Here is a 24469-nt window from a genome sequence, read left to right as displayed (position 1 = left end):
CATGAATTTTTTACTGAATCATGGTAAAATAATTTTATGAATAGAAAACAATTTGCAGTGATAGCAGTCTTTACTGCTATGGAGACTTATTTTTTCAATGAAGCGACCATGGCGGGTCAAATGCTCTTTGCATGTTTTTGGGCCCTCTTGATCTTACGCAATCTCCAGACGGCCTATATGGTGGAGAAAATTGCTAGTGCCATTGAAAAAGAAATCAGAAAGAAAAGAAAATAAAACCTTTGAAAAGAAATCCTTTTTCAAAGGTTTTTTTCTTGTTTAAAAGGCTTCTTGGCATTGCTTGCGGTAATCTCCTGGGGAGAGGCCGACCTTCTGTTTAAAAGCCTTTGTAAAGTAGGAGTAGTTGTCATAGCCCACCTGGAGGGCAACTTGGTAAATAGGGGTATCGCTTTGCGATAGCATCTCTTTTGCGGCGGCCATCCGTTTATCAGTGATGTATTTCACCAGGGTTTCGCCGGTATCGCGCTTAAACACCCGTGCTAGATGATCTGGACTAAGAAATACCATCTCTGCCAGCTTGGTGCGACTGATATCCTCCTTGTAATGGTGGTCGATGTAGTCGGTGATCCGCTGGATGAGATTAGATTGGTGTTCTAGATCAATCACATAATGGCGAGCAGAGCTCCAGTAATCCCCAATATAGGCTTCAAAAGCTTCGATAGCATGAAACCGCCGTTCGAAGAGAAATTGATGGTGTTTGTTTTGAAATAACTTGTGGGCGAGAATGCCGTTCTTGTCCAGATAAATCCCAATTTGCTGGGTCCAGTCTAGCTGGAGTTCACTCAGAGCTGAGAGCGGGATGCGATCTTGATTCTCTAAGCTATGGATGATTTGGAGGAGCTGTTCTGTCTCTAGCTGATTTGTAAAAGTGAGCGATGTCCGATGAGCAGGCTTTTGAGGTTGTGGAGCCAAAGAAGCATAGGATTGGATACTGTCCCAATGGAAGACTTGTTCCTCACTGTATTGGCAGAGTTGCAGAGCCTTCATCAAGAGCGTCTCAAGGGAAATAGCGTCTGAATAGAGAAGGATAGAGGATCGGTCTAAGTCTTGCTGGATCTTCTGCTGGATAGCTTTTAAGAAGTCTGCACACTCTGTAGTCTGATTCTTTTTGAAGAGGCAGAGGTAGCGATCGGTCTGGCTTTCGATTTTACTGAGGGCGCAGTAGTGGATAGGGAAATCCAGGGAGAGCTCCTTGATACAATGGCGGAGCTGCAAGCGCCAAGAAGGGACGCTGGGGTGAAAGTCTTCTTCAACTAAGTGGAGAGTGATGAGGACTAAGAGGTAGTCTTCATGTGGTTTGGGGCTATAGCCTAGTTTTGTTACTTCTTGAAGGAGCTGTTCTGCTTGAGATGGACGCGGTTTTCGCAAGTAGTCATGCCAAAACTCAGCTTCTTTTTGCCCTTGCTGGGCTAATTGGGTCGCACTCTTGTGGCGCTTGATCTTATTGAGGGCTTTTTGAATGATAAATTCTAAGCGGTCGGGGTCAATCGGTTTGAGGTAGTATTCAAAACTTTGGAGTTCAATGGCTTTTTGGGCATAATTGAAATCAGCATAATTGGTGAGGAAGATCGTTTGAATGTCATATTTTTCTGACCGGACCCAGGCTAGGAGATCTAACCCACTGCCTTGTGGCATCTCGATATCACTGATCATGAGGGCAATCGGGTGACTTTGAATGATGGCTTGGGCTTGGCTCAGACTGGAGGCAGTATATACCTGCTCAATGCCCAAGGCTTCCCAATGGATGGTTTCCTGTAGGGCTTTAATGATAAAACGATCATCGTCAACGAGTAGGATATTCATGTGTGTCTCCTTTGTAGGGTTCATAAGGAAGGCTCAGTTGGATGCGTGCCCCTCCCTGGGTTCCATTTGAAAATTGAAGCATGTAGTGATCTGGATAGAGGAGATCTAGTCGTTCCCGTGCATTGGTCAAACCAATGTGGTGGCCATCTTCTGTGACTAAGGATTTTTTCTCTGCTAGATCTTGTAAGATAGCGGAGCTAAAACCAGGACCATTATCCTGAAGGCAAATGGCAAGGTGTTGGTTTGCTTCTTCATGAATAGAAAGCTGGATGTGGAAGGAATCTTGGAAAGAAAAGCCGTGTTTGATGGCATTTTCCACAAAGGTTTGTAACAGCAGAGGGGGAATAGCCGCATCTTTCAGACCAGGATCCCAGTCCAGATCAAAGTGGATGCTGTCCCCATAGCGGATTTTCTGGATTTCTAGGTAATTTCGGATATGTTGGATTTCATCTGCTAAGCGATTGAAATCTTGATTGGCTTGAAAGAGGTGACGCAAGTAGTTGGAAGTCACCTTGGTCAATTCCTCGATTTCCTTATAGTCCTTGGTCTGGAGCATGCTGTGAATCATGGAAAGCATGTTGAGATAAAAATGGGGTCGGATTTGATTTTTGAGGTAATTGAGTTCAACTTTTTTGAGATTGAGTTGCGCGTGGTAGGCTCGAATTTGAAGGTCTTTCATATGGATCAGGACCTGATTGAGCTTGTGATTGGCCTGATCGATCTCTAAGATCCCTTGGTCTTCGATCACATCTAGCTTGGTGGAAGCAGCGTCTAGCTGAGAAAGGCGTTGGGTGAGTCGTTTCATCGGTTGGATCATCCGTTGACGAATATAAAGGATCAGAATGGTAGAGAGAACGGCGATGATCAAAGGGACCAAGGAGAGAAGGGTTTCAAGTACGATATTTGTACGGAAAACGTCCCCGTAATCGACCGTCACATACAGATCAAAAGGCAGGTGGGTTTGATTGCTACCGGCTTGAATAACGGAATCTGTAGCATGGATCTGATTGGGGCGTTCGATGGATAAGCGCCCTTTTTTTCCAATATTGAGCTTTTGCAAGGGTCTTAAAATATCCTGGGTAGAAATGATGGCATAGATAGCCTTGCCCTTGTAATGAAGGGATTTCAAGAGATAATCATGCTGGTTCAGGCTGATTCGTTGCCATTTTTGACGGGTCTTGTCTGTTTCTTTGTCATAGGTTTTAAGATGATCTTTCAATTGTACATAGTCCAGGTAGGGCAGTTGAAGACTGGAAGCGTTGAAAAAATGTGGGATATCTTTTGTCTCTATGAAAAAGGTAATGGGGCTATCCATCTGGTACTGAAACTCCGTGAAATCAATCCGCAGTTTTTTTAGATTTTCATGAAAATTTGTGAAATCAAGCGGAGTATTGAGCTCTGTCAAATAGTCGTTGTGACTAATGGTACTGTACATAAAACGCTCAACGGAGTGAAGCTCTGTATTTAAGGAATCCGCATAGATATGAATCGAGTCCTCTAAATGGAGCATATTTTGGTGTTTAATAAAATTTCGGCTAATCCCACCAATCAAAAGGTTGATCAAGGTATTGACAACTAAGAGGAGAAAGAGTAGGCGCGAAAAAAATTGAATCGAGTGATCTCGTGTACTTCTGTGAATAGCTTTCATAATGAGCACCTCACATATATTATAGCACTATTTGAAAACGGATTCATGAACAAAACCGATATTAAAGTAAAAAAAATCGGGAAAGTGCATGTTTTTGTGTGGAGAAAACGGAAAAGTGAATGAAGATGCACGAAAAAGTTCTATAAAGATGGAAAGGATTCCTATAAAATAGAGGAGAAAGAAAAGGAGGGCCTTATGAAAAGCGAAGTAAATGCGAAGCAGAGCAAATTTAAGAAAAATATTCCTTTATATGTGCTTCTCCTGCCATCGATTATTTTATTGATTTTATTTGCCTATATCCCTATGGCGGGTCTAGTCATCGCTTTTAAAGATTACTCTCCCGCTACTGGGATATTTGGAAGTCCTTGGGCTGGTCTCAAGTATTTTAACCAGTTCTTCTCATCCTTCCAATTTGCAACAACCATGAAGAATACCTTGAAAATTTCTATTTACAGTATTCTGGTTGGTTTTCCATTGCCGATTGTTCTAGCTATTATTTGCAACCAGATTCGTGTGGGCAAGTTCAAAAAAATCTTTCAAGTAACAACTTATTTGCCTCATTTTATCTCGACCATGGTCATGTGTGGGATGATTATTCTCTTTCTCTCTCCAAGTAGTGGACTGTTAGCCAATGTCCTCAAATTGGTCGGCTTAAAGATGCCTGCCCTCTTATCCAAACCGGGTAGCTTTGCAGGTGTCTATGTCTGGAGCGATGTTTGGCAACATATCGGTTGGGATAGTATCATCTATCTAGCCGCTCTATCGGCCATTGATCCGACCTTTTATGAGGCGGCGACTATGGACGGGGCGAGTCGATTGCAAAAGATCCGTCATATTGACTTACCCTTACTGTTACCAACGGCGATGATTCTCTTGATTCTCAGAGCAGGAAGCCTACTCAGTGTTGGTTTTGAAAAGGTCTTGCTCTTGCAAAATCCACTTAATCTGGCAGGAAGTGAAATCATTTCGACCTATGTCTACAAAGTGGGGATGATTAATTTCCAATATAGTTATTCGACAGCGATCGGTCTCTTTAATACCTTGGTCAACTTGATCATCTTACTGTCGGTCAACTGGTTTGCGAAACGCTATACCAAGACAGGATTGTTCTAGAAAGGAGGAGAAATTGTGAAATTGTTTCAACATGCGAGAAAGACCAAGTCAGAAATTCTCTTTGATGTTTTTATCTATGGTCTAGCGATTTGCTTGATTCTCTTGATTGTCTACCCTTTGTGGTTTGTTATCATTGCCTCCTTTAGTAATCCGTCTGATGTGGCAACTGGTAAGGTTTGGTTTATCCCGAGGGAATGGCGACTAGATGGCTATCAACGCTTGATTGAACAGCCTTTGTTTCTAAAGAGCTATCTCAACACTATCCTCTACACGGTTGTTGGGACCATCGTTGCCCTGGTCATTAATATCCCAGCTGGTTACGCCTTGTCGCGAAAGGACCTCTTTGCTAAGAAATGGGTCAGTGTCTTCTTTATCGTTCCCATGTTTGTCTCTGGGGGCTTGATTCCCATTTATTTGACAGTGAAACAATTGGGATTGGTCGACACCTTCTGGGTAATGGTTGTACCGTTTGCAGTATCTCCTTACAATATTGTTGTAGCTCGGACTTTCTTTAACAATAGTATTCCAGAAGGGATGTGGGAAGCTGCCCAGATCGATGGGTGCGGAACCATTCATTACTTCAGAAAGATCGTGCTCCCCTTGTCCAAGGCTATTATTGCCGTTATTGGACTTTGGACAGCAGTAGGGATCTGGAATTCTTGGTTCAATGCTCTGATTTATTTGACCAATGAAAATCTTCAACCCCTGCAACTGATCCTGCGCCGTCTCTTAATTAGTAATCAAATGTTGCAATCGCAAGCAACAGGGGAGGTAGCTTCTGACCTCCGTATTAAGGCTGATATGATGAAATATGCAGCCATCGTTATCTCAACAGCACCGATTATGATGCTGTATCCATTCGTCCAAAAATACTTTAATCAAGGTGTCATGATAGGGGCCTTGAAAGAATAGGAGAAGATCATGAAAAACAGGAAATTTGCCTATCTGCTCCTGGGAGCAGCTGCTTTAGCTGGATTGACGGCTTGTGGAGCTTCCACAAATAAATCAAGCAATGACAAGAATGATGGAAACACCTTCAAAATCACGACCGTTCGTTGGTCGGATTGGGGGGAAGACTATCACAAAGGTTTTCTAGATGATTCAGCCAAGGAATCAGGTATCAAGATCAAATGGGATACCATGGTAGCTGCAGACTGGTCTGATAAGAAATCTGTTCTTGTTGCCAGTGGAGATTTACCAGACGCTTTCTTGGGATCCAATGCCTTCACGGATTCTGAAATCGCTCAGAACCAAAATATGTTCATTCCATTGGAAGATTTGATCAAGGATAATATGCCAAACTTGAACAAGGCCTTTGAAAAAGAACCGAAATTAAAAGCCATGGTGACCAACCCAGATGGTCATATTTACAGCCTACCTAAGAAATTGCCAATGCGGCCAATCGTCGGCAACCAGCTCTTTATTAATAAGAAATGGTTGGACAACCTTGGCTTGAAGATGCCGGAAACCTATGATGAATTGGTGACTGTTTTACAAGCCTTCAAGGACAAGGATGCTAATGGCAATGGCGATGTCAATGATGAAATTCCATTTGGCTCTGGTAACTTTGATCCGACCTTCTCTTATATCTTGCCATTCAACAACCGTCTGGGTGGAGATAATACCTATGAAATGTCCGTCAAAGATGGCAAACCGGTCTACCTCCGGACGGAAGAAAGTTATAAACAAGGAATAGCGGCGATGCATGAAGCCTACAAGAAAGGCTTGATCGACCCTGAACTCTTTACAGAAGATACCTCCATGTCTGTTGCCAAACGGATGGACAAGGGAGTGGCACGTGTCGGTGTATCAAGTGGTTGGACAGCAGATGCAACCTTCGGCCAACATGCCAGCGAATATGCTCCTCTTCCAGCATTGAAAGGCCCTGATGGCAAACAATATGTCATTTCTGACCCAGATCATTTGAACTATGGACGCAATGAAATCTTGATCACGAATAAGTGCAAGGACCCTGCAAAATTGCTCAAATGGTTGGATAAATTCTACACGGATGATGCCAGCATTCAAAACTTCTATGGATCCTTTGGCATTGCGACTGAAAAAGATGGTGACAAGTACAAGGTTTTGGCTCCAAAAGATGGTAAATCTGCCGATGAATGGGCTTGGATCAATTCCCTTCGTGACTTTGGACCAAAATATGTGTCAGATGATATCAATAGTCATGTCGACATCGACCAAACGCAAGGTGATGGCCTCAAATTGAAGATGGACAAAGAATTGAAACAGTACGCTTTGCCAGCATATCCAAATGTCATCTACTCTCAAGAAGAATTGAACAAATTGTCCTCTATTTATGTCGATATCAACTCCTATGTTACCCAACAAGCTTCTAAATGGGTAGTCGAAGGGGGCGTCGAAAAGGATTGGGACGATTACAAAGCAACCTTGAAGAAGATGGGCATTGATGACTTTATGAAGATTCAACAGGATGCCTATGATCGTTACCAAAAAGAAGTGAAGTAACAGGAGTCTAAATGGATTCAAGTAAGTAACTCAGGGGCCTAAAGCCCCTGAGTGCTTCCTTGGAGGAAGTAGCAGAAATTGAGATGAAGAACAAGGAGAAGAAGATGCAAAAATTATTTTCATTGGATGGACGCTTGGTCAAGACCTTGACCCGGTTGACAGACATCATTATCTTGAACACCTTGTTTATCGTTTGCTGCCTTCCAATTTTCACGATCGGTGCATCGCTTACCGCTTTAGCAACCATGTGGCACCGCTTGTTGAAAGGGGAAGATACGGATCTCGTCTTTCATTTTTTCCGTCTCTTTCGCGCTAATTTCAAGCAAGCGACGGTGATTTGGCTGACTTGCCTAGGCTTATCATCCCTTCTTTATTTGGATTACTGTCTTTTTTCAAATACGGCCTTCTTAAGTGAGTATGGGATTTGGATCTTGCTTCCCTTTATCGTCCTTCTATGTGGAGGGATGACCTTGATCTTCCCTTATATTGGCCTCTTTGAAGACCCTACAAGAAAGGTCTGTTTGAATAGTTTCCTCATTGCTCTCTTAAATCCTATTCAAACCATCTTTCTTATCTTCTTCAATCTGGCAGTAGTTTATATCAGTCTTAGTAGTCCTGAACGGTTGCTGACTGCTATTTATCTCTTTACCTTTGGTGGTTTCGCTCTTTGGAGCTTCTTGAATGTCCGACTGACCGATCAGATCTTTGCAAGGATCCAAGAAGGAGGAATCTTTGAAAAATAAAGTCAAGCAAGTGGGACGTATGTTTTACTGATATTATTTAAATCGAATAAAGTTTCCTAGAAAATCTAGGAAACTTTTTCTATTTCATAAACATTTCACATTTCTTTTCTATAATAACTATAACAAATGATGAAAGCGTCCACATGGCATTGCCGTGGACCTTGAAATGGAGGGTGAGTTCATGCTCTTACAACAGGCGATCGCCTATATTTCTCGAAAAAGAACGAGGAATCTGGTCCTCTTTCTAATTCTCCTCTTGATCCTCTCTTGCTTGTATTTCTGTTTTTCACTGATGCAAGTAGGAGGAAGGCTGGAGGACCATATCAAACAGTCGGCTGGGACCAGCTTTGCCCTGACCAGTAAGCAGGGGGCTACTCCCTTTGCTCTGAAAGAAGCTGAAAAGGTGCAGCAGCTAGCTGGAGTTGGATCTATGGTTCCTCAATATGAAAGTCCCGTTCGCATTCTTGATAAAGAAGCGGTGACGGGACAGCAGTCGGTGGAGCGAGACGATTTGGGGCAGGAAGCCAAGCAAGCGCTAGGCGCTGTCTTTACCCAGAAGACAGACCAGCACTTGGATTTCCGCAGTGGTAGTTTCCAACTGGTGCAAGGCAAGCACTTATCCGACAAGGCTCGCGGCCAGATCTTGATCCACCAAGAGTTGGCTAAGAAGAACAAGCTAAAGGTCGGAGATTCCTTGACCTTATCCAGCTTTCAGATGGGAGAGACTCCTGCCAAAGAGCAAACCTTTAAAATCGTTGGGATCTTTTCGGGTAAGAAACAGGAAAAATTCACAGGGATGACCTCTGATCTGAGTGAGAATCAAGTCTACCTCCCTTATGAGGATGCGACTAAGCTTCTTGGTCTCAGTCAGCAAGAAGTGACCCAGGTCACCTTTGGGGTCAAAGATCCTGAGAAAATCGATGCCCTCTTGAAGCAAGTCAAAAACTTGGATCTGGATTGGCAGTCTCTCCGCGTGGTCGAAGATCGCAAGGCTTTTGACCAGATGAAAGAATCCTCTCAGACCCTAGAAGGCCTGGTACGGATCATGATGATCGTCCTTCTGGTGACGGGAGCCGGTGCCCTATCTCTCTTACTGAGTCTCTGGACACGAGAGCGGATCCATGAAATCGGCGTCCTCTTATCCATTGGGAAGAGCAAGGGCCGGATTTTTGGACAGTTCCTCTTAGAAGTGGTGCTGGTATCCTTATTAGCACTGATCCCGGCCTTTCTCATCGGGCGGATGATCAGCCATCGTTTCTTAGAGCAATTTGTCGGACAGACTGGTCAACAGCAGACTCTAGACTTGCTTCATCAAATCCCTCAAGGCCTTTCCTTAGGAATCGCCTATGCTAGCCTCTTGTGCTTGATCCTTCTGTCGCTCGGTGTAACGACCAGCATGATCTGGCGCAAGACCCCAAAAGAAATATTAACAAAAATGAGTTAAGGAGAAATGACATCTATGTTAGAACTCAAACATGTATCCTATAGTTACCAAAGCTACCAAGAAGAGATCTTCTCAGACGTGAACTATCAGTTCAAAAATGGGACTTTTTACAGCATTATCGGTCAGTCTGGAGCAGGAAAATCAACCCTCCTCTCCCTCTTGGCTGGTCTAGACAATCCCAAGAAGGGGCAGGTTCTCTTTGATGGGGAGGACATCCAGACCAAAGGGGCTAGCTACCACCGCAAGCATCATGTTTCCTTGGTCTTTCAGAATTACAATTTGATTGATTATTTGACGCCACTGGAAAATGTCCGTTTGGTCAACAAACAAGCTGGGAAAGAGATTCTCTTGGAATTGGGATTGGACGAAACGCAAATCAAACGCAATGTCCTGCAACTATCCGGAGGGCAGCAACAGCGGGTGGCCATAGCGCGTGCGCTTGTTTCAGAAGCACCTGTCATCTTGGCAGATGAGCCGACAGGAAACCTTGACGAACAGACAGCCGGTGACATCATTGCCATTTTGAAGAAGTTGGCCAAGGAACGTCAAAAATGTGTCATCGTCGTCACCCACAGCAAGGAAGTGGCGGAGGCCTCCGATGTGGTCTTGGAATTGAGTCGCCGTAGCCTCGTTGAGAAGAGCAAGTAAGGAGGGAATGCTATGTTGCGCAATGCTTTTGCTTATATCACACGGAAATGGCCCAAGTCTCTCTTGCTCTTTGCCATCATTCTCCTCATGGGGACCTTGAGCTTGATCGGACTCTCTATGAAGGGGGCGACCCAAAAAGCTTCATCGGAAAGCCTGGGATCCATCACCAATAGCTTCTCCATGCAGATCAATCGCAGGACCAATCCGGGAACCCCTCGGGGAGCTGGGAATCTCAGAGGAGAAGATATCGAAAAAATCAGCCAGGTAGAGGGGATCACCTCCTCCATCAAGCGGATCAATGCCATCGCAGATATCCTAGACCACGAGATCATTGAGACTGAAGAAACCCTGCAAAATCAATCTCCAGAGCGGGCCAAGCACTTCAAGAATACCCTGATGGTGACAGGGGTCAATGACTCTTCAAAAGAAGATAAATTTGTCTCTGGAGCCTACAAGCTGGTCCAAGGAGAGCACCTGACAGACAAGGACAAAAACCAAATCCTCATGCACGAAGATTTGGCGAAAAAGAATGGTCTCAAGGTGGGCGATAAGGTGCGTCTCAAGTCCAATCTCTACGACGCTGACAATGAAAAAGGGGCCAATGAAACTGTCGAAGTAACCATTAAGGGTCTGTTCTCAGGGAAGAACCAAGCTCCTCTAACTTACGCCCAAGAATTGTATGAAGATACCCTCATTTCTGACCTAGATACAGCTGCCAAGCTCTATGGCAATACTGTTCAAACAGCTACCTATGAGGATGCGACCTTCTTTGCCAAGGGGGATCAGGACCTCGATAAATTGATCGAAAAAATCAAAGCCTTGGATATCCCATGGAATTACTATGACCTAGTCAAGAGCTCTTCCAACTACCCAGCCTTGCAAAAATCCATCAGCAGCATGTTCCAAGTGGCGGACTACTTGTTTATCGGCAGCCTCATCTTTGCTAGCTTGCTTCTCACCCTTCTCCTCGTCTTGTGGCTCAATGCCCGTCGCAGAGAAGTGGGTATCTTGCTGGCTTTAGGACTCTCCAAGGTGCAGATTGCGGGGCAATTCGTGGCAGAATTGGTCATGATTTCCATCCCAGCCTTCCTCCTCTCCTATGGAGTCGCAGGCCTTCTTGCCAAAGGAGTCGGAGATACGGTGCTTAAGAACGTAACCAGTGGCATTGCCAAACAAATGGCTCAAGAATCCTCTGCAGCCAACCTTGGTGGAGGAGCTGAGGCAGAAAGCTTCAGTAAGACCCTGACTGATATCCATATGGATATCCAACCGAGCCAATTGTTGGTGATTGTCTTGGTCGGTGGGTTGCTCTTGATCCTGGTATCTATCCTTTCTTCTCAATGGCTCTTGCATAAGAAACCAAAGGAACTCTTGGTGGATGTTGAATAAGAGATTGTTTCCTAAAATAGAAATAGGGTATAATAGGAGGTAGAAGAAGTTCTTAGATAAAGGAAAGTGTATGAAGATACTAATCGTAGAAGATGAAGTCCTGATTCGCGAAGGGATGAGCGACTATCTCATGGAATGTGGCTATGAGGTTTTTGAAGCAGGTGATGGGCAGGAGGCTCTGGACCTCTTTCACAGAGAAGCGCCAGATCTGGTCTTGCTGGATATCCAGCTCCCTATCCTCAATGGCTTGGAAGTTCTCAAGACCATCCGGAAGACCAGCTCAGTCCCTGTCCTCATGCTGACGGCCTTCCATGACGAGGACTATAAGTTGACAGCTTTTGGAGAGTTGGCAGATGGCTATCTGGAAAAACCCTTCTCCTTGTCCCTCTTGAAGGTCCGAATCGAAGCTATTTTTAAAAAGCTTCAACCTTCCCGGGTCTTCACCTATGGAGAGGCACGGGTGGATTTTGAGAGCTACACAGCCAGCCTAGCAGGCCAAGCCATTTCCATGAATGCCAAGGAGTTGGAAATCTTGGAATACTTGCTCCAGCATGAGGGCAAGGCCCGAACCCGCTCTCAGATCCTCGATGCCGTCTGGAAGGAGACAGAGGAGATTCCTTTTGATCGGGTGATCGATGTCTATATCAAGGAACTACGAAAAAAACTGGAGCTGGACTGTATCGTTACGGTACGCAATGTCGGCTATAAATTGGAGAGACCATGACCAAACGGAGTATCTTTGCAAAAATCTTTCTGATCACCTTTGCCCTTTTTAGTAGCTTAGTCATTCTTCTACATGCTTCGGTTTACTTTATTTTTCCATCGACCTATATCGAGTCCCAGCGCCAGACGATTTTGAAGAAATCGCAAGCTCTGGCTAAGAGTTTCCAGGGCCAGGAAGAAGGGACCATTGAGTCGGTCATCGACCTTTATTCCAAGACCAATGATATCAAGGTGTCTATCAAAGGAAAGCAAAAACAAAATGCCCTAGAGGTCAAGGATGACCTGCTCGTGAACCCTGATAGCCAGAACAATTCCCTGGTCATTGAAGAGCGAAAGATTCAGACGAAAGAGGGGAAGGACTTGACCTTGCAATTCTTAGCGACTATCGATTCGCAAAAGGAAGCGCGGGACATCAGTCTGGGCTTTCTTCCCTATAGTCTCCTTGCTTCCTTTGTTCTGTCGTTGATTGCCTCCTATCTCTATGCCCGCATGATTTCCGCTCCGATCCTTGAGATCAAGCAGATGACCAAGCGGATGAAGCGCTTGGATCGGACAGCTAGTCTTCCCATTCATTCGCAGGATGAGATTGGCGTTCTCAAGCAACAGATCAACGACCTCTATCACCATCTTTTAGAGGTGATCGACAATCTAGAGCAGCAGAAACAGGAAAATCTGAAGTTGGAGCAGATGAAGGTGGAATTCCTACGGGGAGCTTCGCATGAGCTCAAGACGCCTCTGGCCAGCTTGAAGATTATCCTAGAAAATATGCGGGATAAGATCGGTCGCTACAAGGACCGGGACCGCTATCTGTCGGTCTCCCTCAATATCGTCGATGAGATGAACCAGATCGTCCTAGAAATCCTGTCCCTGTCCTCTGTCCAAGAATTGGCCGGAGACAAGGAGTGGATCCAGCTGGATCAGGTCTTAGAGCAGATCCTCGACCAGTACAAGGTCTTGGCTCAATCCCGCGCGCTCACGATTGACAACCAAATTCCTGACAAAGCAGTTTATATGGACCCAGCCATTCTGAAATTGGTCCTCTCAAATGTCATTAGTAATGCCGTCAAACATTCGGATGCCGGTGGAGAGATCCAGCTCCGGCTCGAAGAAGAAGGGACGCACTTGGCTGTTGAAAATACCAGTCAGGAAATGATAGAGACCGCTGAGATGCCAATGACCGCTAGCCGCCAGAAGAAGGAAGGTGGCTTGGGACTCTTCGTGGTCCAACATTTGCTAGACCATGAAGAACTGACCTATCAATTTGATAAAACGGCTATGGGCTTACGCTTCCGTATGGAACTGCCCAAGGAGCCACAAGAATAAAAAGAGGCTGGGACAAAAGTCCTAGCCTCTCAATTATTTTTGGATTGTTGAGCAAGACGCAGTGGTTGAGTGGGCTCTACTACGCTGATTTCATCAGCTTTTACAGCCCTACTCAACTGTGCGGAGGTGGGACGACGAAATCGAATTCTAACGAATTACCGATTTCTGTCCCACTCTCTTGTATTTAATCAACCTTTTCTACCTTTAGTAACTGGCCGTGTTTTAATTCATAAATGGTATCCACATAGGTCAGGATAGAGCGGTCATGGGTCACCATGATGGCGCTCTTGTTTTTGGATTTGACTTCTTTTTGGATCAATTGAGCGATTTCTTGCCCTCGATCTGGGTCTAGGCTAGCCGTTGGTTCATCGGCCAAAATGACCTGTGGATTTCCGATGAAGGCGCGAGCGATGGCTGCCCGTTGTTTTTGCCCACCGGACATCTGATTAGGATATTGGTGGTAACAAGCTTCGATGCCAAGATCTGCCAACAAGGCTTTGACTTCCTCTTGGCGTTTTTTCTTGTCCTTTTCCCCTTTTAATTTGGCCACCAGTTCTAACTGATCACCGATTTTCATATAGGAGAGGAGCTGGTGGTCTTGGAAGATAAAGCCGAGTAATTCCAGCCGTTTTTGCGTCCATTGGCCTTGGTTGAGACCAGTCAAGTCTTGGCCTGCGATGCGAATCCGCCCCTCATCCGCTGATAAAAGCAAGCCAGCGATGGCCAAAAGCGTGGATTTACCAGATCCTGAAGGGCCCAAGATGGCGACGAATTCGTTGGGTTCGACGCTTAAATTCAGCTGGTTGAGGACATGGTGCATCTGGCTACCATCGGCGTAGGATTTTCTGATATTTTCTAATTCGATAATGGCCATCTTATTCTCCATTTCCACCAATGACTTCGATTGGATCTACTTTTTTGATTTTGACAAGGGACAAGGCACCACACAAAATAGAGGTCAGGATAAAGCTAACCGAGATGGTGAGATTGTCCTTCAGGGTCATAAAGGAAGGGACGCTATTGGGTAAAAATGGCGCCATTATGGTTGCCAAGCCAAGTCCCAGCAGCACTCCGATGAGGGAGATAATGGTGAGCTGGGATAGTTGGACATAGGTAATCTGGCTCATGGACATGCCAATGGCCTTCAAGACGCCGAACTGTTTCAACTTCTGCAGGGTGAGGATATAGAAGAAAACCCCAAGGATAGCAGAAGAAGCGAGTAAGAGCACCCACGTGATCATCCGTAGCGTCAGGTTTTGAGCCTTGTAGCCAGGGATTTTATCGATCACCTGCTTCTTATCCGCCACCATTAAGTTGCTGGCTAGATCACTAGAAGGGATGTTTTTCTTGGTCACAAGGGTTTGGGCTTGCCATTGATAGCTTGGATCTGTTTTTTGCCGCATGCCTGTGTAGGTTTCCGAGCTGATAAAGCCAATCTCGCTGTAGCCGTATTTGGCATTTTTCGCGAAGGCCACGACCTTGAGTTTTTGCTTAGAGGTTTTATCGATCACGCGATCGCCGACTTGGATTCCCTCATCCTCTTTGAAAGAACTGTCCAAAATGACCTCGTTTTTCTTTAAGTCGGAGATCTTGAGGTCTGTATCTTCCATGATTGGATTGAGGATTTCTTCTTCATTGTGATCGGTCGCGAAGTAGGTGATATCCAGAGTGTTGGAATCCTCTGATTTTGAGACGGTTGCCCGCTGGATGGACAAACCCGAATAGTCCATCCCCTCTATCTTTTGGACCTCATCTAAATCTTTCTCCGTAATGGTTGAAAAGGGGATAATCCCTTCTGAATCCGTAGAAAGGATGTAGTGCAGCGACCCATAGTTATCGATTTGAGCCGATACCGAACGGCCCAGTCCATTTGTCAGCCCGGACAAGAACACCACCATAAACATGAGAATGGTAATGAGGAGCTCAATCAGGATAAACTTCTTGGGTTGGTATTTAATTTCATTCCATGCGATTTTCATATTCGTTCTCCTTTTAGCACGGAGGTGCTCAAGTAGCTTGGCACCTAAACATACTCTACCATCATACCATAAGTGGAGGGATAATAGGGGGATGGTGTTTGGTAGAGTATGAAAGGATCGGATTTGTTTACTGTGTTCAATTTGATTCTCAATTATTAATTGTTAATGAATACAAAAATAAATCTGCTATAGACAAAAAAAGCCTTGATTTCAAGGCTTTTCCTGTTGATTTAGAGCCCCCTGCATGGATTTGGAAAGGACTTTCATATTGAGAATAATTAATAATGTTGAAATTTAATTGAATTTCGGAAGGCGCTTTTAGGTATTTTCAATGTCATGATTTAAAAGTAGGGCAAAAAACATACTGAATTGAACTGTTTAGTAGCTTAAATATATCATGGCGCTATCAAAAAAGTTAATTTTATAGAGTTTGTTGGAATAGTTACTGAGTTTTTTGTTTAATATCCAAACTTTATTATTATATCATGAAAATAATTAGAAAAACAGACTTGTATTATTTTGAAATTTGTATATGATGAAGGTGTAAGAACGAGAAAATAGCCTGTTAGAAAGGGTAATGAAAGAATTAATCAGGCTATATAAAATTGGTGATTGGTATTCAATGTTGTAAAACAAGAAAGGAAAAGGTAAAAAATGCAAATACATAAAAAAATTTTTATAGTAGCGCTGGTTTTATCCATTTGTATCTCACTTTATTTTCTTATCAATCCGTCTAATATTCTCACCTTTCCGATTTTTGTGAGTGAATTTGATGACACCACATTTAAATATTACATGTTTGTGAAGATTGGAATTGTATTATTATTTATCAAATTCTTACTGGATATATGCTTAGAGTATATCAAGAATTGGTTTAAAAAGTTTTGATAATTCTTTACACAAAAGAGTCTGAGACAGCGTTTTGTCCCAGACTCTTTTTTGAGTTGTGAGCTCTGTTTTATAGATTCCACTGCTTGAGGGAGATTTCTCCGCTATTGAGCCAGATTTCTTCTTGCTTGTCTAATTGGACCAAGAGTTGGCCGGTATCAGAGATGTCTTTGGCGAGGCCTTGATAGGTCTGTTGGTTCTGCTCAAAAGTGACAGTTCGTCCTAGGACCAGGGAGCGCTCTTTGTAGAGGTAGACCAGTTCATCGACATCTGTTTGGAAGAATTCCTTCCAGATCTCACTGATGAGGTCATTGCGGGTGATGGGACAAGGCCCTTCAAATAAGGAACCTGCCTTACTTTCTAGCTCTTCTGGGAAAGTAGGAATGGCTAAATTGAGACCGACTCCGATAATGACATCCGTGACGAGACCAGTCTCAATAGACGTGATTGCTTCGGTTAAGATTCCCCCAATTTTTTTATGGCGATAGTAAATATCATTGACCCACTTGATATCGATATCGATCAGGGTCAGGTTTTTAATGGCCTTGTAGATGGCTCCAGCTACCATGAGGGTATATGGGGGGAGCTCCGCAGGGGGTAATTGTGGCTTGAGATGAAGGGACATGTAGATGCCCCCTTGATCAGGGCAGTAGTAGTCACGACCAAAGCGGCCCTTTCCTGCGGATTGCGAATTGGCCAGGTAGAGCGCCTTGCCTTCTTGATGGCTTTCTATGCCTAATTTTGCGTCCAATTGGGTAGAATGACATTCTTCATTCAAAGTAACGGTCAACTGGGTATTGCTTGCGATGACTTCAGGAAGAAGAATATCGCCTGAGACCAGTCTATAGCCCTTCTTTTTTAGGGATTCGATGACGACCCCATCTTTTTCCAGGCGCTGAATGGCCTTCCAGATGGAGGTGCGGGAAACACCTAGTTCTTGCGCCAGCTGCTCCCCGTTGACATAATCATCTGCCTGAGAAAGGGTTTGAAAGAGGATTTCGTGTGTTTTCATAAGACTAAGACCTCCTAGCGACTGCTGTCTCGAATCGTCAGTTTGGTGGCTAATTTGACCATGCAGGGAACACTTGGTTGACTCCCTTGAAAGGTTTGCCGCAACATCTGAATGGCTTGCTTGCCCATTTCTTCTGTGTAGACGGTCACTGTAGAGAGGGCCGGAAAGACATACTTGGCGATGGAGGTATCATTGAAGGAAATGAGACTGACGCGATCAGGCACAGCGATTTGGTGCTCCTGAAGGGACCGAAGGGCCCCAACAGCTATGGCATCACTGGCCATGAAAAAGGCAGTTGGCAAGTCGTCGCCCAGTGCTTGAATCAGCTGCTCCATCATCTGATAGCCTGACTCAGTTGAGAACTGACCGACAGCGACAAAGCGCTCCTCATAAAGCCCTTTTTCCGTGAGAAACTGTTGAAAGACTCGTTGACGAGGATCCATCTGAAGCGGTGTCGCATCTGCTGTCTCTTCTTGACCAACCAAGAGTCCGATCTCCTTGTGATGATGCTCAAGGAAATGCTCGAGAGCGGTGATAACAGAATCTTCTAAATCTGTCGTCACGCAAGAATGCCCCAGATAGAGGGTATTGCTATCGACAAAGATCAGGGGTTTGTCGTAGCTTTCTAGATCTTGAATGGTCTTGGGACTGAATTTCCCAAGAGCAATAATGCCGTCTGCCTCCTGAATCAAAGACCAATCGTCCTTGTTGAAGATACGAAAGATCTCATAGCCTAATTCCTGGGCTTGTTTCTCCAAGCCCATCCGAATGGCATAGTAGTAGAGGTCCTCTAATTCTTCTTCGCGCGTGTACCATTCAAAGATGACGATTTTAAGAGAGTCTTCGACTGGTTGAGGCGCTGTTTTGCGGCTCTTCTTTTGGTAATGCAGGTCCTCAGCGATGCGAAGAATCCGACTGCGCGTGTCTTCGCCAACCGATAAGGTCGCATCCTGGTTGAGAACGCGAGAGACCGTTGCCTGAGAAACGCCTGCTTTTTCCGCAATGTCTTTAATCGTTGCCATAGTTCATCCTTTATTGATTTCTACTTCCAGTATACTCTAAAAACTAGTAAAAAGAAATAAAATTTTACTAAATTTTATGTTTGCTGCGATATTGGCTAGGAGTCAGTTGGCTATAGGCCTTAAAAGCCTTTGAAAAATAGAGGGGATCCGAAAAGCCCACCGAGTAAGCTACAATCTTAATGCTTTCGTCTGTGTTGGTCAGTAACTGCTGGGCACGCTGCATGCGGACCGAGTGCAAGAATTCCTTGGGAGAGATCTGGTGAAACTCCTTAAAGATAGTTGTCAGATAGGAGCGATGGACATTGAGGTCATCAGCGATCTCTTGAATACTTAGATGCTCTTTATTGTAATGCGTCTCAATCACATGCTTGCAGGTCAGATAGAGCTGATAGGTGGGAGATGGATGGCTCCGATGGATATCGGGAGCCACTTCACTGATGAGAAAGAGCAGTTCATATATCTGCGAGAGAAGGTGGAGTTGGTAGTGCGAGGTCATCTTAGATGCCTCTGCCTTGTGGACGAGTCGCTCCATAAACTGGCCGATCTTTTCTGTTTCCACCTCTGTTTTCTTCAGAAAACCTTTTTCATGCAGGGTTGAAAAACGCATGAAATCACTCACCTTGGTACCACTGATGCCAATCCAGTAGTAGGACCAAGGTTCTTCTTCATCTGCCTTGTAGTATGTCACTTTATTTTTGGGGAGAAGGAAGAGATCCCCTGCTTCTAGGTGGATTTCTTTATTATTGAAGCGGAAGACACCTTTTCCCTTGGTGATATAATGCAGAACAAAATTATCCCGAACGCTAGGGCCAAATTCATAGTTCTTCGGGCAATCTTCGTAGCCATAAAAATCAAGGGCTAGGTCAATGGTATCGGTTTGGTATTCAGAAAAGACTAACATCGGTAAACCTCCTACCTAACATTTTACCATATATGTCCAACAAAATTCTATTTTAGTAAGCGTTTACATCAAGTAAAATAAAGACATGCTAAAAAAGAAAGTTATTGGAACTGAAATTAAAAATACATAGTGATATTTTTTCGGGTCCAATGGAGGAAGATATGGCAATTCGTATCGAACAAAATTTGTTCTATGTAGAAAGTAAGGGACTGAGCCTGATCCTTGAAAATCGAGATGGCTACCTAATGCTCAAGCATCTGGGACGTCCGATCCCGTCTTATCATTTTTCCAATACGGTGCATGAGAAGGATCATGCTTTCTCTGGAAATCCAACACCTGACAATCGGACCTTCAGCTTGGATACCCAGCGTCAGATTTTAGGACAGCACGGGCTTGGAGATTTTCGAAAGCCGTCTATTCAAATCCAGCACGGTGCCACAGAGGTGACGGATTTCCTCTATGTCGGAGCCAATATCTACTCTGGTAGTGTCGAGGCGAATGGTCTTCCCAATCCCCATACAGTAGATAGCGCTGAAACCTTGGCCTTGGTTTTTGAAGATGATCAAGCGGCCCTTCGGTTAACCCTCTATTACACGGCTTACGAGGATCGGGCAACCATCACCAGCTTTTTAAAGATTGAAAACTGGAGTGATGAAACCGTCGTGATCCACAAGGCCCTCAGTGTGTTGGCCGATGTCCCAGCAGGTGACTATGATGTCATCACCCTTCAAGGGGCTTATGCGAGAGAAAAAACAGTCCGCCGTCAGCAAGTAGAGCAAGGAATCTTCTCCATCAGCTCCAACCGTGGTGCTTCTGGACACGCGCAGACCCCAGCCCTCATTCTAGCAGATCATGAAGTGACCGAAGATGCCGGTTCTGCCCTTACCTTCCAACTGCTCTACAGTGGAAATTTTGAAGGATTTGTTCAAAAGAATCAACTCAATGAAGTTCGCGTTGGATTGGGAATCAATCCAGAAAACTTTGCCTGGGAGTTGGCACCGAATCAGAGCTTTGATACGCCGGTAGCCATGATCAGCTACTCACATAAGGGATTGACCGGCCTCAGTCAAGAAAGTCAAGCATTTGTCCAAGACCATATCATTCCTAGCCCCTTTGCTCATAAAGAACGTCCAATTCTGATCAACAACTGGGAAGCAACCTACTTTGATTTCAAGAAAGAAAAATTATTGGAGCTGGCAGATGAGGCTCAAAAAGTGGGAATCGAACTCTTTGTTCTTGATGATGGCTGGTTTGGCAATCGCTATGATGATAATCGGGCCCTTGGTGACTGGACTGTCAATGAAGAAAAATTGGGAGGAAGCCTTGCAGAACTGATACAAGGCATCCATGACAAGGGACTTCAATTTGGCCTTTGGGTGGAGCCAGAAATGATTTCTGTTGATAGCGACCTCTATCGGGCTCATCCGGACTGGGCTATTCAAGTCCCAGGCTACGAACACACCTATTCACGGAATCAACTAGTGCTCGATTTCGCAAATAAAGAAGTGGTTTCTTATATCAAGCAGGTCTTGGATGACTTACTTGGAAAGCATGAGATCGACTATATCAAATGGGATATGAACCGGAATATCACCAAACTTGGAAATGGTAAAACCTACCTTGAAACCAAGATGCAATCCCATGCGTATATCTTGGGTCTCTATGAAGTGGTTTCATACTTAACAGAGAAGTACGAGAACATCCTCTTTGAGTCCTGCTCCGGAGGTGGTGGTCGCAATGACCTCGGTATGATGCGTTACTTCCCTCAGGTCTGGGCAAGTGACAATACGGATGCCATTGCCAGACTTCCGATCCAGTATGGTTCTAGCTACCTCTATCCTACCATTTCTATGGGGGCTCACGTATCAGCGGTTCCAAATCACCAGATGGGAAGGATGACACCGCTTGAAACGCGTGGTGATGTGGCCATGATGGGAAATCTGGGCTATGAATTGGATTTAACCAGTCTTCCGCAAGAAGAGTTGGATAGTATCGCAGCACAAGTCGCTCATTACAAAACGATTCGACCACTTGTTCAATTCGGAAAACACTACCGCTTGATCAATCCAAGCCAAGGTAGCAATCAAGCAGCCGTCCAGTTCACTTATCAAGACCGCACAGTTGTAACCTATGTACGGGTCTTATCAACGGTGGAGGAGATCGAGCCGACCCTATACCTCAAAGGATTGGAAGAAGATGCGCTCTATCGCTTAGAAGGGACGGACCAAGTCTATTCAGGAGCTGAGCTCATGTATGCCGGCTTAACCGTCGTTCTTCCTCAGGGAGATTTCCTCAGCAAACAATATGTTTTTGTCAAAAAATAAAAGGAGACAGCCAAATGAAATGGTATAAAAAAATCGGACTTCTTGCGACAACAGGCCTAGCCTTGTTTGGGCTCGGTGCTTGCTCCAACGATGGAAAATCTGCGGATGGCACAGTGACCATCGAGTATTTCAACCAGAAAAAAGAAATGACCAAAACCTTGGAAGAAATCGCGCGTGATTTTGAAAAGGAAAATCCAAAGGTTAAGGTCAAAGTTGTCAATGTACCAAATGGTGGTGAAGTATTGAAAACACGTGTCCTCGCAGGAGATGTGCCAGATGTGGTCAATATTTACCCACAGTCTATCGAACTGCAAGAATGGGCAAAAGCGGGTGTCTTCGAAGATTTGAGCAATAAAGACTATCTCAAACGCGTGAAAAATGGCTATGCAGAAAAATATGCCGTAAACGGAAAAGTCTACAACGTTCCTTTCACAGCCAATGCTTACGGAATCTACTACAACAAAGATAAATTCGAAGAATTGGGCTTGAAGGTTCCTGAAACTTGGGACGAATTTGAACAGTTGGTAAAAGACATCGTTGCCAAAGGACAAACTCCATTTGGGATTGCAGGAGCAGATGCTTGGACCCTCAATGGTTACAATCAATTGGCCTTTGCGACAGCAGCAGGTGGAGGAAAAGAAGCCAACCAATACCTTCGTTATTCTAAGCCAAATTCCATTAAATTGTCTGATCCGATTATGAAGGATGACATCAAGGTCATGGATATCCTTCGTATTAAAGGATCTAAGCAAAAGAACTGGGAAGGCGCTGGCTACACAGATGTTATTGGTGCCTTCGCGCGTGGAGATGTCCTCATGACACCAAATGGGTCTTGGGCCATCACCGCGATCAATGAACAAAAACCGAAATTTAAGATTGGGACCTTCATGATTCCAGGGAAAGAAAAAGGACAAAGCTTAACCGTTGGTGCGGGAGACTTAGCATGGTCTATCTCAGCTACTACCAAACATCCAAAAGAAGCCAATGCCTTTGTGGAATACATGACCCGTCCAGAAGTCATGCAAAAGTACTATGATGTGGACGGATCTCCAACAGCGATCGAAGGGGTCAAACAAGCAGGAGAGGATTCACCGCTTGCTGGGATGACCAAATATGCCTTTACGGATCGTCACTTGGTGTGGTTGCAACAATACTGGACCAGTGAAGCAGACTTCCATACCTTGACGATGAACTATGTCTTGACAGGTGATAAACAAGGAATGGTCAATGATTTGAATGCCTTCTTTAACCCGATGAAAGCGGATGTGGATTAGGAGTAGAGAGACAATGAAAAAAGTATTACAAAAATATTGGGCATGGGCTTTTGTGGTCATTCCCCTCTTATTACAAGCAATTTTCTTCTATGTGCCAATGTTCCAAGGAGCCTTTTACAGTTTTACTAACTGGACAGGTTTGACCTATAACTACAAGTTTGTTGGCTTGAACAACTTTAAGCTCCTCTTTATGGATCCAAAATTCATGAATGCGATTGGATTTACCGCGATCATCACCATTGCCATGGTGGTTGGTGAGATTGCACTTGGGATCTTCATTGCGCGTGTCTTGAACTCTAAAATCAAAGGCCAAACCTTCTTCCGTGCTTGGTTCTTCTTCCCAGCTGTTTTGTCTGGCTTGACAGTGGCGTTGATCTTCAAACAAGTCTTCAACTACGGTCTACCAGCGATTGGGAATGCCCTTCATATTGAGTTTCTCCAAACTAGTCTTTTAGGGACTAAGTGGGGAGCAATCTTTGCGGCTGTCTTTGTCCTTCTTTGGCAAGGGGTGGCTATGCCTATCATTATCTTCCTAGCTGGTCTGCAATCCATTCCAACTGAGATTAAAGAAGCAGCCAGAATCGATGGTGCAACGAGCAAGCAAGTCTTCTGGAATGTTGAATTGCCTTACTTACTACCAAGTATCTCTATGGTCTTTATCCTAGCCCTAAAAGGTGGGCTGACTGCCTTTGACCAAGTCTTTGCCATGACCGGTGGTGGTCCAAACAATGCCACAACCTCACTTGGGCTCTTGGTTTATAACTATGCCTTTAAAAACAACCAATTCGGTTATGCCAATGCCATTGCCGTAATCTTGTTCTTCTTGATTGTAGTGATTTCGATCATCCAATTGAGAGTATCTAAGAAATTTGAAATTTAAGAGGAGAAGCACGATGAAACAAGATGAAAGAAAAGCCATGATTGGCAAATACATTCTATTGATTCTAGGATCGGTTCTAATTTTAGTGCCACTCCTTGCCACCCTCTTTAGTTCCTTCAAACCCACCAAGGATATCGTAGACAATTTCTTTGGCTTTCCAACCAACTTCACATGGGACAACTTTAGCCGTCTCTTAGCGGATGGGATCGGAGGCTATTATTGGAACTCTGTCGTCATCACTGTCTTGTCTTTACTTGCAGTAATGATCGTTATCCCCATGGCAGCCTACTCCATCGCTCGTAATATGAGTAAGAGAAAAGCTTTTACCATCATGTACACCCTCTTGATCCTTGGGATTTTCGTACCTTTCCAAGTCATCATGATTCCGATTACGGTTATGATGAGTAAACTCGGTTTGGCTAACACCTTTGGTTTGATCTTGCTCTACTTGACCTATGCGATTCCACAGACCCTCTTTCTCTATGTCGGCTATATCAAAATCTCAATCCCAGAAAGTCTGGATGAAGCAGCTGAGATCGATGGGGCTAATAAATTTACAACCTATTTCCGCATCATCTTCCCAATGATGAAACCCATGCATGCGACAACCATGATCATCAATGCCCTTTGGTTCTGGAATGACTTTATGTTGCCACTCCTCGTCTTGAACCGAGATTCCAAAATGTGGACTTTGCCTTTGTTCCAATACAACTACGCAGGCCAATATTTCAACGACTACGGACCAAGCTTTGCCTCTTACGTGGTCGGCATTATCAGTATCACCATTGTCTATCTCTTCTTCCAACGCCATATCATCGCAGGAATGAGCAACGGCGCAGTGAAATAATAAGAT

At 44.5% G+C, this 24469-nt stretch carries 22 protein-coding genes; 15 read left to right on the top strand and 7 right to left on the bottom strand.

The features are described 5' to 3' along the window. Positions 1-36 precede the first annotated feature (36 nt). A complete protein-coding gene (locus QM351_RS03940; RefSeq protein WP_003002577.1) occupies positions 37-234 on the top strand; it encodes a DUF3272 family protein in 198 nt (65 codons plus the stop codon). A 42-nt stretch (positions 235-276) separates the two neighbouring features. Here QM351_RS03940 and QM351_RS03935 read toward each other — a convergent pair whose 3' ends face one another. Next, positions 277-1821 carry a helix-turn-helix domain-containing protein gene (locus QM351_RS03935; RefSeq protein WP_371610403.1) on the bottom strand — a complete coding sequence of 515 codons (1545 nt, stop codon included), beginning with the start codon at positions 1819-1821 and terminating at the stop codon, positions 277-279. After that, positions 1802-3469 carry a sensor histidine kinase gene (locus tag QM351_RS03930; protein ID WP_414326634.1) on the bottom strand — a complete coding sequence of 556 codons (1668 nt, stop codon included), beginning with the start codon at positions 3467-3469 and terminating at the stop codon, positions 1802-1804. Before QM351_RS03930 ends, QM351_RS03935 begins: the two co-directional genes overlap by 20 nt. Positions 3470-3664: 195 nt before the next feature. On the opposite strand from QM351_RS03930, the gene QM351_RS03925 reads away from it, so the two are divergent. The 9 genes from QM351_RS03925 to QM351_RS03885 all read left to right on the top strand — a co-directional run bounded on the left by QM351_RS03925 (position 3665) and on the right by QM351_RS03885 (position 13336). Next, complete coding sequence (locus QM351_RS03925; protein WP_021153492.1) at positions 3665-4582, top strand: ABC transporter permease; 918 nt, start codon at positions 3665-3667, stop codon at positions 4580-4582. Positions 4583-4597: 15 nt separating this feature from the next. Further along, the gene (locus QM351_RS03920; RefSeq protein WP_049475288.1) at positions 4598-5494 is read left to right on the top strand and encodes a carbohydrate ABC transporter permease; all 897 of its coding nucleotides are present in this window, start codon (positions 4598-4600) and stop codon (positions 5492-5494) included. Positions 5495-5503: 9 nt separating this feature from the next. Next, entirely contained in the window at positions 5504-7066 is a 1563-nt protein-coding gene (locus QM351_RS03915; protein ID WP_031575601.1) for an extracellular solute-binding protein, read from the top strand. 104 nt (positions 7067-7170) lie between these two features. Further along, entirely contained in the window at positions 7171-7809 is a 639-nt protein-coding gene (locus QM351_RS03910; RefSeq protein ID WP_371610405.1) for a YesL family protein, read from the top strand. Positions 7810-7990: 181 nt separating this feature from the next. Continuing rightward, entirely contained in the window at positions 7991-9253 is a 1263-nt protein-coding gene (locus tag QM351_RS03905; protein ID WP_003011342.1) for an ABC transporter permease, read from the top strand. A gap of 6 nt (positions 9254-9259) precedes the next feature. Further along, positions 9260-9901 (top strand): ABC transporter ATP-binding protein, encoded by a 642-nt coding sequence (locus QM351_RS03900; protein WP_003011497.1) that lies wholly within the window; start codon positions 9260-9262, stop codon positions 9899-9901. 12 nt (positions 9902-9913) lie between these two features. Next, the gene (locus QM351_RS03895) at positions 9914-11290 is read left to right on the top strand and encodes an ABC transporter permease (protein ID WP_154859044.1); all 1377 of its coding nucleotides are present in this window, start codon (positions 9914-9916) and stop codon (positions 11288-11290) included. A gap of 70 nt (positions 11291-11360) precedes the next feature. After that, a complete protein-coding gene (locus tag QM351_RS03890) occupies positions 11361-12014 on the top strand; it encodes a response regulator transcription factor (RefSeq protein WP_009731294.1) in 654 nt (217 codons plus the stop codon). Further along, positions 12011-13336, top strand: coding sequence for an ATP-binding protein (locus QM351_RS03885; protein WP_414326630.1), 1326 nt, complete (start codon positions 12011-12013; stop codon positions 13334-13336). Before QM351_RS03890 ends, QM351_RS03885 begins: the two co-directional genes overlap by 4 nt. A gap of 184 nt (positions 13337-13520) precedes the next feature. Here QM351_RS03885 and QM351_RS03880 read toward each other — a convergent pair whose 3' ends face one another. After that, the gene (locus tag QM351_RS03880) at positions 13521-14210 is read right to left on the bottom strand and encodes an ABC transporter ATP-binding protein (RefSeq protein ID WP_049472617.1); all 690 of its coding nucleotides are present in this window, start codon (positions 14208-14210) and stop codon (positions 13521-13523) included. A gap of 1 nt (position 14211) precedes the next feature. Further along, positions 14212-15315, bottom strand: a complete 1104-nt coding sequence (locus QM351_RS03875) for an ABC transporter permease (protein WP_414326627.1) — start codon at positions 15313-15315, stop codon at positions 14212-14214. Positions 15316-15413: 98 nt separating this feature from the next. Here QM351_RS03875 and QM351_RS03870 point away from each other — a divergent pair, with 98 nt between their 5' ends. Further along, a complete protein-coding gene (locus tag QM351_RS03870; protein ID WP_155124796.1) occupies positions 15414-15587 on the top strand; it encodes a hypothetical protein in 174 nt (57 codons plus the stop codon). Positions 15588-16273: 686 nt separating this feature from the next. Here the strand turns inward: QM351_RS03870 and birA are convergent. The 3 genes from birA to QM351_RS03855 all read right to left on the bottom strand — a co-directional run bounded on the left by birA (position 16274) and on the right by QM351_RS03855 (position 19138). Continuing rightward, positions 16274-17215, bottom strand: coding sequence for a bifunctional biotin--[acetyl-CoA-carboxylase] ligase/biotin operon repressor BirA (birA, locus tag QM351_RS03865; protein WP_155124797.1), 942 nt, complete (start codon positions 17213-17215; stop codon positions 16274-16276). A 14-nt stretch (positions 17216-17229) separates the two neighbouring features. Next, complete coding sequence (locus QM351_RS03860) at positions 17230-18237, bottom strand: LacI family DNA-binding transcriptional regulator (RefSeq protein WP_070594984.1); 1008 nt, start codon at positions 18235-18237, stop codon at positions 17230-17232. 67 nt (positions 18238-18304) lie between these two features. Next, positions 18305-19138, bottom strand: coding sequence for an AraC family transcriptional regulator (locus tag QM351_RS03855; protein ID WP_070594982.1), 834 nt, complete (start codon positions 19136-19138; stop codon positions 18305-18307). A 161-nt stretch (positions 19139-19299) separates the two neighbouring features. Here QM351_RS03855 and QM351_RS03850 point away from each other — a divergent pair, with 161 nt between their 5' ends. Genes QM351_RS03850 through QM351_RS03835 form a run of 4 tightly spaced genes read left to right on the top strand, consistent with a single transcriptional unit; the run spans position 19300 to position 24463 of the window. Further along, entirely contained in the window at positions 19300-21462 is a 2163-nt protein-coding gene (locus tag QM351_RS03850) for an alpha-galactosidase (RefSeq protein ID WP_414326624.1), read from the top strand. A gap of 14 nt (positions 21463-21476) precedes the next feature. Further along, entirely contained in the window at positions 21477-22736 is a 1260-nt protein-coding gene (locus QM351_RS03845) for an extracellular solute-binding protein (protein ID WP_342983385.1), read from the top strand. Positions 22737-22749: 13 nt separating this feature from the next. Further along, positions 22750-23616 (top strand): carbohydrate ABC transporter permease, encoded by an 867-nt coding sequence (locus QM351_RS03840; RefSeq protein WP_414326621.1) that lies wholly within the window; start codon positions 22750-22752, stop codon positions 23614-23616. A 13-nt stretch (positions 23617-23629) separates the two neighbouring features. Further along, positions 23630-24463 (top strand): carbohydrate ABC transporter permease, encoded by an 834-nt coding sequence (locus tag QM351_RS03835; RefSeq protein WP_195562847.1) that lies wholly within the window; start codon positions 23630-23632, stop codon positions 24461-24463. The last annotated feature ends 6 nt before the right edge of the window (positions 24464-24469 follow it).

Source organism: Streptococcus parasanguinis (genome assembly GCF_047465465.1).
GTDB lineage: Bacteria > Bacillota > Bacilli > Lactobacillales > Streptococcaceae > Streptococcus > Streptococcus parasanguinis_AI.
Note: the sequence above shows the minus strand (reverse complement) of the source record. Positions and strands in the feature narration are given on the sequence as shown.

Excerpts from the sequence above, each read along its gene's own strand:
- QM351_RS03940 (WP_003002577.1), top strand. The coding sequence starts at position 37 with ATGAATAGAAAACAATTTGCAGTGATAGCAGTCTTTACTGCTATGGAG.
- QM351_RS03935 (WP_371610403.1), bottom strand. The coding sequence starts at position 1,821 with ATGAATATCCTACTCGTTGACGATGATCGTTTTATCATTAAAGCCCTA.
- QM351_RS03930 (WP_414326634.1), bottom strand. The coding sequence starts at position 3,469 with ATGAAAGCTATTCACAGAAGTACACGAGATCACTCGATTCAATTTTTT.
- QM351_RS03925 (WP_021153492.1), top strand. The coding sequence starts at position 3,665 with ATGAAAAGCGAAGTAAATGCGAAGCAGAGCAAATTTAAGAAAAATATT.
- QM351_RS03915 (WP_031575601.1), top strand. The coding sequence starts at position 5,504 with ATGAAAAACAGGAAATTTGCCTATCTGCTCCTGGGAGCAGCTGCTTTA.
- QM351_RS03910 (WP_371610405.1), top strand. The coding sequence starts at position 7,171 with ATGCAAAAATTATTTTCATTGGATGGACGCTTGGTCAAGACCTTGACC.
- QM351_RS03905 (WP_003011342.1), top strand. The coding sequence starts at position 7,991 with ATGCTCTTACAACAGGCGATCGCCTATATTTCTCGAAAAAGAACGAGG.
- QM351_RS03900 (WP_003011497.1), top strand. The coding sequence starts at position 9,260 with ATGACATCTATGTTAGAACTCAAACATGTATCCTATAGTTACCAAAGC.
- QM351_RS03895 (WP_154859044.1), top strand. The coding sequence starts at position 9,914 with ATGTTGCGCAATGCTTTTGCTTATATCACACGGAAATGGCCCAAGTCT.
- QM351_RS03890 (WP_009731294.1), top strand. The coding sequence starts at position 11,361 with ATGAAGATACTAATCGTAGAAGATGAAGTCCTGATTCGCGAAGGGATG.
- QM351_RS03885 (WP_414326630.1), top strand. The coding sequence starts at position 12,011 with ATGACCAAACGGAGTATCTTTGCAAAAATCTTTCTGATCACCTTTGCC.
- QM351_RS03880 (WP_049472617.1), bottom strand. The coding sequence starts at position 14,210 with ATGGCCATTATCGAATTAGAAAATATCAGAAAATCCTACGCCGATGGT.
- QM351_RS03875 (WP_414326627.1), bottom strand. The coding sequence starts at position 15,315 with ATGAAAATCGCATGGAATGAAATTAAATACCAACCCAAGAAGTTTATC.
- birA (WP_155124797.1), bottom strand. The coding sequence starts at position 17,215 with ATGAAAACACACGAAATCCTCTTTCAAACCCTTTCTCAGGCAGATGAT.
- QM351_RS03860 (WP_070594984.1), bottom strand. The coding sequence starts at position 18,237 with ATGGCAACGATTAAAGACATTGCGGAAAAAGCAGGCGTTTCTCAGGCA.
- QM351_RS03855 (WP_070594982.1), bottom strand. The coding sequence starts at position 19,138 with ATGTTAGTCTTTTCTGAATACCAAACCGATACCATTGACCTAGCCCTT.
- QM351_RS03850 (WP_414326624.1), top strand. The coding sequence starts at position 19,300 with ATGGCAATTCGTATCGAACAAAATTTGTTCTATGTAGAAAGTAAGGGA.
- QM351_RS03845 (WP_342983385.1), top strand. The coding sequence starts at position 21,477 with ATGAAATGGTATAAAAAAATCGGACTTCTTGCGACAACAGGCCTAGCC.
- QM351_RS03840 (WP_414326621.1), top strand. The coding sequence starts at position 22,750 with ATGAAAAAAGTATTACAAAAATATTGGGCATGGGCTTTTGTGGTCATT.
- QM351_RS03835 (WP_195562847.1), top strand. The coding sequence starts at position 23,630 with ATGAAACAAGATGAAAGAAAAGCCATGATTGGCAAATACATTCTATTG.